Here is a 7,178-nt window from a genome sequence, read left to right as displayed (position 1 = left end):
CACCCGAACAGCCTGGAGACACCGAGCCGTTCAGACCAGCATCCGAACGGTGCGTCACATCACAACAGGGCAAAGGTTCTCTGATGCGGCACTAGCTGGCCTGTGGGGGCTGCCAGTTCTGTTCCCACAGGCGATTGCCCACGATGCGCTGGAGGGCGCTGACCATGTCCTCTCGAGCCTGGGGGCTCATATGCCCGTGGACGACGAGCCACACGAATCGGTTCTCCTGCTCGACAGGCATGACGACGCGCCCACCGGGAAGCCGGTCCACGAACTCGATGTCGACCTCTGGGCTTTCAGCCGACGCTCCCCCGGGATGCGCTCCTGCGGGGCTACCGTCCCGCCGTCGTCGTGCATCGATACCTCCCACAATCAGTGACCCTCAACGTATTCGCATGTCAGTTCGAACACGCGGGCGAACTGGTCTTTAAGGTGCCCCCAGGCGGATCATCGACGATGCCACACCAGACACAGCGTGACCACAGCAGACCAATAGGTAACAGAAAGTCGTAACTAATCTTCCGACTTGTCCATCCCTTTACCGTCGCCCTGCGTACGCCTACGGGCAAAGGTCTCAGCGATCTCGGTCAGCTGTGCGACCTCTTCGGGATTCAGTTCACTCACGCGATGCAGAAGGATCCGCGTCGACTGGTCGCCACTCCACACCGCATCAAAATCCAAGAACTGAGCAGCCGCAGCCTCTTGGAGGGTCCGCAGCGGGATGCCGAGCCCCGCGGACAGCGCCCGGAGAATGGCCGGCCGCGGCGCGTCGACCGATCCAGCGTTCTCAACCTTGCTGATCCATGCGTGCTTGACGCCCTCGCCCGTTTCGGGGTCGATGCAGCGCGCGGCGAGGTCGCGCAGGCTGATTCCCAGCTCGGCGCGGCGACGCCTGATCAAGTCGCTGAAGTCCGTCCGCGACTCCGTCATGGTGGCCATCCCGCCCTTTCGCCTCCCGGCGTCATATGACACGCGATTGTCTACGTTACTGGTGGGACTAGATACCACTTCTAGCAGGCCAGCGGACCGGCACGCGCACGCTCGCCGCACGAGTGTCTACCGAAAAAAACGAACTCTCCACCTTTACAGGGGGGTTGGCATAGTCCACTCCCCTTGTCTTTTTTCGTAGACAATCTGTCTACCTCCGTGTACAGTCGCATCTGTCCACGCAAATAGACATTATGTCTACGGAGGTGAACGCGTGCGTCCACAGCAGAACCCCATGAAGCTGTACAGCTCAGAGCTGCTGTGCCTGCTCATGAACCGCACGGGCGACGGCCGAGAGGTCAGCGTCCGCGACCTCGCCGAAGCAGCAGGCGTCCACCCCAGCAAGATTGGCCACCTGCGCACCGGGCAGCGGCAGACCGCCACCGAGGCCGAGGCCAAGGCGATTTCCGCACGGCTCGGCGTCGATCTGTTCGTGCTGTGGGAGCCGACCGGCCGCGCCAACCCGGCACCCGCCGAGCCCGAGCACCTCGCGGCGGTGCCGGCATGACCAAGCGGCACACGTACCCCGAGGCCGCGGAGATCCTCCGCGTCGAGGAGACGTGGCTTCGGCGGCACATCAAGTCGCTGCCGCATTCCAAGAAGGGCCGCGTCGTCACGTTCTCGGACTCAGACCTCGAGCGCATCGACGCCCTGTTCCATCACGAGCCGACCGCGGGCCCGCTGGCCGTCGGGCCGACGCCGGCTCCTGCCGCTGCGGCTCACCCGCTCGCGCACCTGACGCCGCTGCCCTCACGCGGCACAGCCGCCCGATCCCGCTGGCCCCTGCGCCGAGTGGGCCGCTCCGACTTCCCGGCCCGAGCGACCCCCCGACCGGCGCCCCAACCAATCACGAAAGAGAGGCCCCGATGGGCACCGAGATTACCGCCCCGAACCCGCAGATCAGCGAACAGGGCAACGCCCTCGCACTGCTCCTGTCTCTGACGCAGAAGTTCGGCCACCTGCCCGCCGCGTACCTCAAGATCCACCGCCCGTTTCTGACCATCCCAGCGCAGCTCGGCCTCCAGGTCGACTCGCCGGAGAAGTTCGAGCAGTGGCGCGCGGCGCTGGAGATCGCGCCGTCGGATGTGGAGCTGCACGCGACGACCGACGAGCACGTCTGGCTGAGCGCCAAGAGGACGATCCGCGGTGTCCCTGTCGAGGTGACGGGATTCGGCGTGCCGTTGACGGCTGAGCAGGCCACCACCCCGCAGGCCGAGGCTTCGGCGGTGGCGGCATGACGCTCTCGCCTCTTGCCCGGACCGCATCGGGCGTGATCCGCGCGGCGTGGAGTCAGGGCCGGATCGCCGCCCTGTCGGACCAGGCCGCCGAAGCGCTCGAGTCGGCGCAGCTGCTGATGTCGCCCGAGTCGGCCGCGGAGTTGGACCAGCTGCGGACCCGGGTCGCCGAGTTGGAGCAACAGCTCGCCGTGACGGACCGTCCGGTCGACGAGGACCCGATCGCGTACGCGCTGACCGACAAGGCCGAGGCTGCCGCAGGTCGTTGCGGGCGTGCGCTGTCGACGGGCGAGCCGTGCCCGGATCACCCGATGCCGCACCCCTGCGAGGACGACGTGGCGCCCCGGGTGCGGAAGCTGCGGTGGCTCCTCGCCGGGCAGCGCGCACAGACGGGCGGTGCCGAGTGAGCTTCCTGGAAGGGCTCCTGTGGGCCGCGATCGTCTGGGCCGTGTTCTTCGCGTACGTGGCGGTGGACGCGCCGACGCTGCTGGCCCGTTGGATGCGAGGCCACCGATGAGCCCCCGCAACGCAAGCCTGCTGGTCCCTGGGGAGAAGTGCACCGCGACAAGCGGCGAAGCCACTCCCCCGCCCATCACTCGCCGCGGCTACCTGCTCGCCACCATAAGGCAGCACGGCCGTCCCGTCACCACCCAGCTCGCCGAGCAGCTCCTTACCGGATCCCCGTGGCCGACGACCGGCCGGAACACCGCGCGCAAGGACCTGCGAGGCCTCGCCCGGCACGGCCACCTCGCCGCCGTCGACGTCAACGGCCGCCGCATCTACCACCCCACCACCGGAGAGGACGGCGCCTGATGCCCGTGAACGGACCTGGCCACTACCAGGAAGCCGAGGTGCTCCTCGCCCGGGCAAAGAACACCGGCCTCGAGGGCGACCTCGAAACCGCCAACCTCCTCGCCGCCGCGCAGGTGCACGCGACTCTCGCCCTCGCCGCCGCGACTGCCCTCAACGACAACTCCGCAGACGCGGGCGGCATGCCGCTGGAGGACTACCACGCGTGGACCCTCGCGGCGGGCGTGTGGCAGCCGAAGCCGAAGGGACAGACCGCGTGATGACGACGACCGTGCAGGCCGAGGCACCCGCCTCGGCCGCCGGCCCGGCCCCCATCACCGAGCCGGGCATCTACCAGATGAGTAACGAGGAGTACCACTCGCACCGGTACGCCCTCTCGTCGAGTGGCGCGCGCAAGTTGCTGCCGCCCTCGTGCCCCGCGATCTTCCGGTACGAGCAGGACCACGCGCAGTCGCCCAAAAAGGTGTGGGACATCGGAAACGCCGCCCACAGGCTCGTACTCGGCAACGGGCCCAAGGTGCAACTCGTCGACTACGAACGGTGGGACACGAAGGCAGCCAAGTCCGAGGTCGCCGCAGCTCGCGACGCCGGGACGATCCCGCTCAAGCGCGCCGAGTACGACCAGGTGCACGACATGGCGGACGCTCTACGCCGTCACCCCGTCGCGAGCCTGCTGTTCGACCCCGAGCGCGGCACCCCCGAGCGGTCCCTGTTCTGGCGTGATGAGAAGACGGGCGTCATGCGGCGGGCCCGCCTCGACTGGCTGCCGAACCCGCGGTCGGGGCGGCTGATCATTCCCGACTACAAGACGTGCCGCTCGGCCAACCCCGAGAAGCTCGCCAAGGACATCGACGAGTACGGCTACCACCAGCAAGACGACTGGTACCGGTCCGCGTGCCGAGCCCTCGGCATCGCCGACGACGACGCCGCGTTCGTCTTCGTCTGCCAAGAGAAGTCGGCCCCGTACGTGATCACCGTCGTCGAGGTCAACGCCACGTCGCGCCGCATCGGCGCCGCCCGCAATAGGCGGGCCCTCGAGACCTTCGCGCAGTGCACCGAGTCCGGCTACTGGCCCGGCTACAGCGACGACATCGAGCACCTCTCCCTGCCCGCGTGGGCCGAGATCCGCGACACCCAGGAGTACCTGTGAGCTACCCCGTAGAGCAGTTCGCCGCGCCCGCGGCACCGGCCCCCTCGTTCGTCGGGCAGGGCACCGCAGTTGAACAGTCCCGGGCCGTGGCCGAGGTGCAGGCCGCGGTCATCGTGGCCCGCCAGTTCCCCCGGAACGAGGCGCAGGCCATCCAGAGGATGCGTACCGGGTTCTCGCAGCACAGCCTCGCCGTTCGCTCGTTCTTCCGCTTCCGCCGCGGCACCTCGAATGTGTCCGGCGAGACGATCCAGTTCGCCAAGGAACTGGCCCGCTGCTGGACGAATGTCCACTACGGCGTACACGAGCTGCGCCGAGACGACGCGGCCGGCGAGTCCGAGATGCAAGCGTGGGCCTGGGACCTCGAGACCAACGAGCGCGCATCAACGACGTTCATCGTGCCCCACTCCCGGTGGTCCAAGGACAACGGCAGTACGCGACTCGAGGACCCGCGGGACGTCTACGAGAACAACTCGAACAACTGGGCGCGCAGGCTCCGGGAAATGATCTTCAGTGTGCTGCCGGACTGGTTCCGGGAGCAGGCCAAGACGATTGCCACGAACACCGTGGAGAACGGGCAGGGCGACAAGCCGCTGTCGCAGCGCACCGCGGACTGCATCGCCCACTTCGAGGGCCTCGGCGTCACTGTCGAGCAGCTCGAGGAGAACCGCAACCGGCCCTCGGGCAAGTGGACGAACCTCGATCTCGGGCAGCTCCAGATCATCTCCGAGTCGATCCGCCGCGGTGAGGTCACGGTCGACGAGGAGTTCCCGCAGCAGCGCGTCACGGTCGGCGAGATCCAACAACAGCACGAGCAGCAGCCGCCCGCCAGCATGCCGCAGCCCGAGCAGCCGGCGCCCGCAGAGGGCGCCCGGCAGTGGCCGGCCGCGCGCCAGCCCGGATCGGGGGCCCAGTGATGTTCGGATTCGTCACCCGCCGCCGCCACGAGCGCGACCTCGAGGCAGTCAAGGCCGACCGTGAACGGATCCGCAGCGAACGCGACCAGTTCGGCAAGGACGCTCGAGCGCTTGCATCCCAGCTCGGCCGCATCGCGGGCGAGTGCTCTGCCGCAAAGGACGTCGCAGCCTCCCACATCGTCGCCGCCCGCCACCCGTCCACCGTCCTCAACGACCCGCAGACGTTCGCCGAATCGCTGCGCCAGGCCCTCGAGGACGCGGGAGTCGACATCCGCCTCGAGCTGGCACAGATGGAAGGAACCGACCTGTGAGCGCCTACCTGACCGCCCTCACGGGCCTCGGTACCGCGGTCGCTGTGGGCCTCGTTGCTGTCGCCCGCACGTGGCCGCACCCGTCCGGCCGGCACCGCGCACGCCGTGCCGCTGACACGAGCTGGCGGCGGCCGCTGCTACGGCCGCAAGAGGCCATGGCCAACGACGTGGCGTGGTGCCCGGCCGAACGCCGCACCACGATGCACGCCTTCCTCCGCCTCGGCGGCCGCCAGTGCTGGGACTGCCGACACATCACCCCACACCACCCGCTCACCAACACACCGACCGCGGGCGGTGCCGAGTGAACCTGTACGTCATCACGCTTCCGGCCGGGCTGAAGCTGCTCAACTCGAACCAGCGCCTCCACCACAAGCGCCGCGCCGAGTACACCAAGGCGATCCGCGACGCCGCGCACGAGGCCGTCACCGAGTGCCCCGCGCTCATGGACGCACTCGCCGCCGCCAACCCCGGCGCCCTGTTCGAGCGCGCGCACGTCCTCGGCGTCCTGCACCCGCCGACAAACGGCCGCAGGGACCCAGCGAATTGGTACCCCTCGATGAAAGCCGCGGTCGACGGGATCGTTGACGCGGGAGTCCTCGAGGACGACGACCACACGCGCCTACTCGGCCCGGACATGCGGCTCGGGCAGAAGCGGGCCGGCGGTCAGATCGTCCTCGTCGTCCGCGGCCTCGCTCCCGGCGAGGACCCCCTCGGATACGGGGCGGTGGCCCGATGAGCCACTACACCGGATCCGTCCCCGCCACCGAGCCCGCCGCGGACTGGCGCACGTTCGCCGCCTGCCGCAAGGAAGACCCCGACCTGTTCTTTCCTGTCGGCTCGGACTCCCGCGGCCGAGTCGGCGCGGCTCAAGCCGTCTGCCACGGCTGCCCGGTACAGCAGCCGTGCGGGCAGTGGGCCCTCGAGACCCGGCAGCAGTGGGGCGTCTGGGGCGGGCTGAGTGAGAACCAACGCCGGCAGATCCTGAAGCGGCGCGGCGTCCGCCTCTTCGGGGACCCGGAGGGCAGCGGGTGACCGCCCGCCGCGGCCAGCGCCGCGCCGCGCCGGAACGGCCTTACGTGCCGGGGACGCTCCTCGACTGGGCCGACTCCCGGCACTGGGACTACGAGCGCGCCCTCCCCTGCCGCTACTGCGGATTCCCCACCCAACTCCGCGACTCCCACCGCAAGCCCGCGCACAAGGTCTGCGCCGAGGACGCCCTCACCATCCAGGCCGCCGAGACGGCCGCCGCCTACCGCATGAGAGGAACCCTGTAATGCCCAAGCTCGGACCCGCCGACGTCCCCGAGATCAAGCTCGACGCCGCCGCAACCCTGATCGAGGCCAGCCTCACCCGCGATCAGCGCCGAGGCCTGTTCGACAAGCCCGGCCGCGTCGTCGTCGCCATCGTCGAGCTGACGTCCAAGTCGTACACGGGCCACGCCGAGGACGAGGACAAGCCCCCGCAGGTCAAACTCCGCGTCACCTCCTGCGAAGTCGCCCGCACCGACGAGGACGCCACGGCACTGCGCGAGGCCAAGCGCGCCATGTACCGGGGCCGGCAGATGGACGGAACGCTCGACGAGGTGGGCGAGGGGTCACAGCGCCCGGACGCCCAGCTCGCCGCCTTCACCGCGAGCAAGCCGACCGAGGGCGAACTCACCGGGCACAAGCGCCTCGTCGAGCAGCGTCGCCGCGCCGAGTACGTCCGCTAGCCACCCGGCGCCCGGGGCGGTCGCCACGGTCGCCCCGGGCCGTTCTGCCGGATCGGTTCC

The 7,178-nt window shown here is 69.3% G+C and carries 15 protein-coding genes; 13 read left to right on the top strand and 2 right to left on the bottom strand.

From position 1 onward, the window contains the following. Positions 1-91: 91 nt before the first annotated feature. Complete coding sequence (locus ACWDA7_RS19545; RefSeq protein WP_450605509.1) at positions 92-241, bottom strand: hypothetical protein; 150 nt, start codon at positions 239-241, stop codon at positions 92-94. Positions 242-513: 272 nt separating this feature from the next. Then, positions 514-939, bottom strand: a complete 426-nt coding sequence (locus ACWDA7_RS19540) for a helix-turn-helix domain-containing protein (RefSeq protein WP_450605508.1) — start codon at positions 937-939, stop codon at positions 514-516. Positions 940-1,201: 262 nt separating this feature from the next. Here ACWDA7_RS19540 and ACWDA7_RS19535 point away from each other — a divergent pair, with 262 nt between their 5' ends. The 13 genes from ACWDA7_RS19535 to ACWDA7_RS19475 all read left to right on the top strand — a co-directional run bounded on the left by ACWDA7_RS19535 (position 1,202) and on the right by ACWDA7_RS19475 (position 7,118). Then, entirely contained in the window at positions 1,202-1,495 is a 294-nt protein-coding gene (locus ACWDA7_RS19535) for a helix-turn-helix domain-containing protein (RefSeq protein ID WP_450605507.1), read from the top strand. 358 nt (positions 1,496-1,853) lie between these two features. Further along, on the top strand, positions 1,854-2,225 hold the full coding sequence (locus tag ACWDA7_RS19530) for a hypothetical protein (protein WP_450605506.1): 372 nt from the start codon (positions 1,854-1,856) through the stop codon (positions 2,223-2,225). Next, the gene (locus tag ACWDA7_RS19525) at positions 2,222-2,629 is read left to right on the top strand and encodes a hypothetical protein (protein WP_450605505.1); all 408 of its coding nucleotides are present in this window, start codon (positions 2,222-2,224) and stop codon (positions 2,627-2,629) included. The genes ACWDA7_RS19530 and ACWDA7_RS19525 overlap by 4 nt, the downstream gene beginning before the upstream one ends. 106 nt (positions 2,630-2,735) lie before the next feature. Then, the gene (locus ACWDA7_RS19520) at positions 2,736-3,035 is read left to right on the top strand and encodes a hypothetical protein (RefSeq protein ID WP_450605504.1); all 300 of its coding nucleotides are present in this window, start codon (positions 2,736-2,738) and stop codon (positions 3,033-3,035) included. Next, positions 3,035-3,292, top strand: a complete 258-nt coding sequence (locus ACWDA7_RS19515; protein WP_450605503.1) for a hypothetical protein — start codon at positions 3,035-3,037, stop codon at positions 3,290-3,292. The genes ACWDA7_RS19520 and ACWDA7_RS19515 overlap by 1 nt, the downstream gene beginning before the upstream one ends. Beyond that, entirely contained in the window at positions 3,292-4,182 is an 891-nt protein-coding gene (locus ACWDA7_RS19510; RefSeq protein ID WP_450605502.1) for a PD-(D/E)XK nuclease-like domain-containing protein, read from the top strand. The genes ACWDA7_RS19515 and ACWDA7_RS19510 overlap by 1 nt, the downstream gene beginning before the upstream one ends. After that, positions 4,179-5,096, top strand: coding sequence for a hypothetical protein (locus tag ACWDA7_RS19505; RefSeq protein WP_450605501.1), 918 nt, complete (start codon positions 4,179-4,181; stop codon positions 5,094-5,096). The genes ACWDA7_RS19510 and ACWDA7_RS19505 overlap by 4 nt, the downstream gene beginning before the upstream one ends. Beyond that, a complete protein-coding gene (locus ACWDA7_RS19500; RefSeq protein ID WP_450605500.1) occupies positions 5,096-5,407 on the top strand; it encodes a hypothetical protein in 312 nt (103 codons plus the stop codon). Before ACWDA7_RS19505 ends, ACWDA7_RS19500 begins: the two co-directional genes overlap by 1 nt. Beyond that, a complete protein-coding gene (locus ACWDA7_RS19495; protein ID WP_450605499.1) occupies positions 5,404-5,712 on the top strand; it encodes a hypothetical protein in 309 nt (102 codons plus the stop codon). Before ACWDA7_RS19500 ends, ACWDA7_RS19495 begins: the two co-directional genes overlap by 4 nt. Further along, on the top strand, positions 5,709-6,143 hold the full coding sequence (locus tag ACWDA7_RS19490) for a hypothetical protein (RefSeq protein WP_450605498.1): 435 nt from the start codon (positions 5,709-5,711) through the stop codon (positions 6,141-6,143). Before ACWDA7_RS19495 ends, ACWDA7_RS19490 begins: the two co-directional genes overlap by 4 nt. After that, a complete protein-coding gene (locus tag ACWDA7_RS19485; protein ID WP_450605497.1) occupies positions 6,140-6,439 on the top strand; it encodes a WhiB family transcriptional regulator in 300 nt (99 codons plus the stop codon). The genes ACWDA7_RS19490 and ACWDA7_RS19485 overlap by 4 nt, the downstream gene beginning before the upstream one ends. Further along, entirely contained in the window at positions 6,436-6,681 is a 246-nt protein-coding gene (locus ACWDA7_RS19480; protein ID WP_450605496.1) for a hypothetical protein, read from the top strand. The genes ACWDA7_RS19485 and ACWDA7_RS19480 overlap by 4 nt, the downstream gene beginning before the upstream one ends. Continuing rightward, positions 6,681-7,118 (top strand): hypothetical protein, encoded by a 438-nt coding sequence (locus tag ACWDA7_RS19475; protein ID WP_450605495.1) that lies wholly within the window; start codon positions 6,681-6,683, stop codon positions 7,116-7,118. Before ACWDA7_RS19480 ends, ACWDA7_RS19475 begins: the two co-directional genes overlap by 1 nt. The last annotated feature ends 60 nt before the right edge of the window (positions 7,119-7,178 follow it).

Source organism: Streptomyces sp. NPDC001156 (genome assembly GCF_053598275.1).
This window is presented reverse-complemented; position numbering and strand designations above follow the sequence as displayed.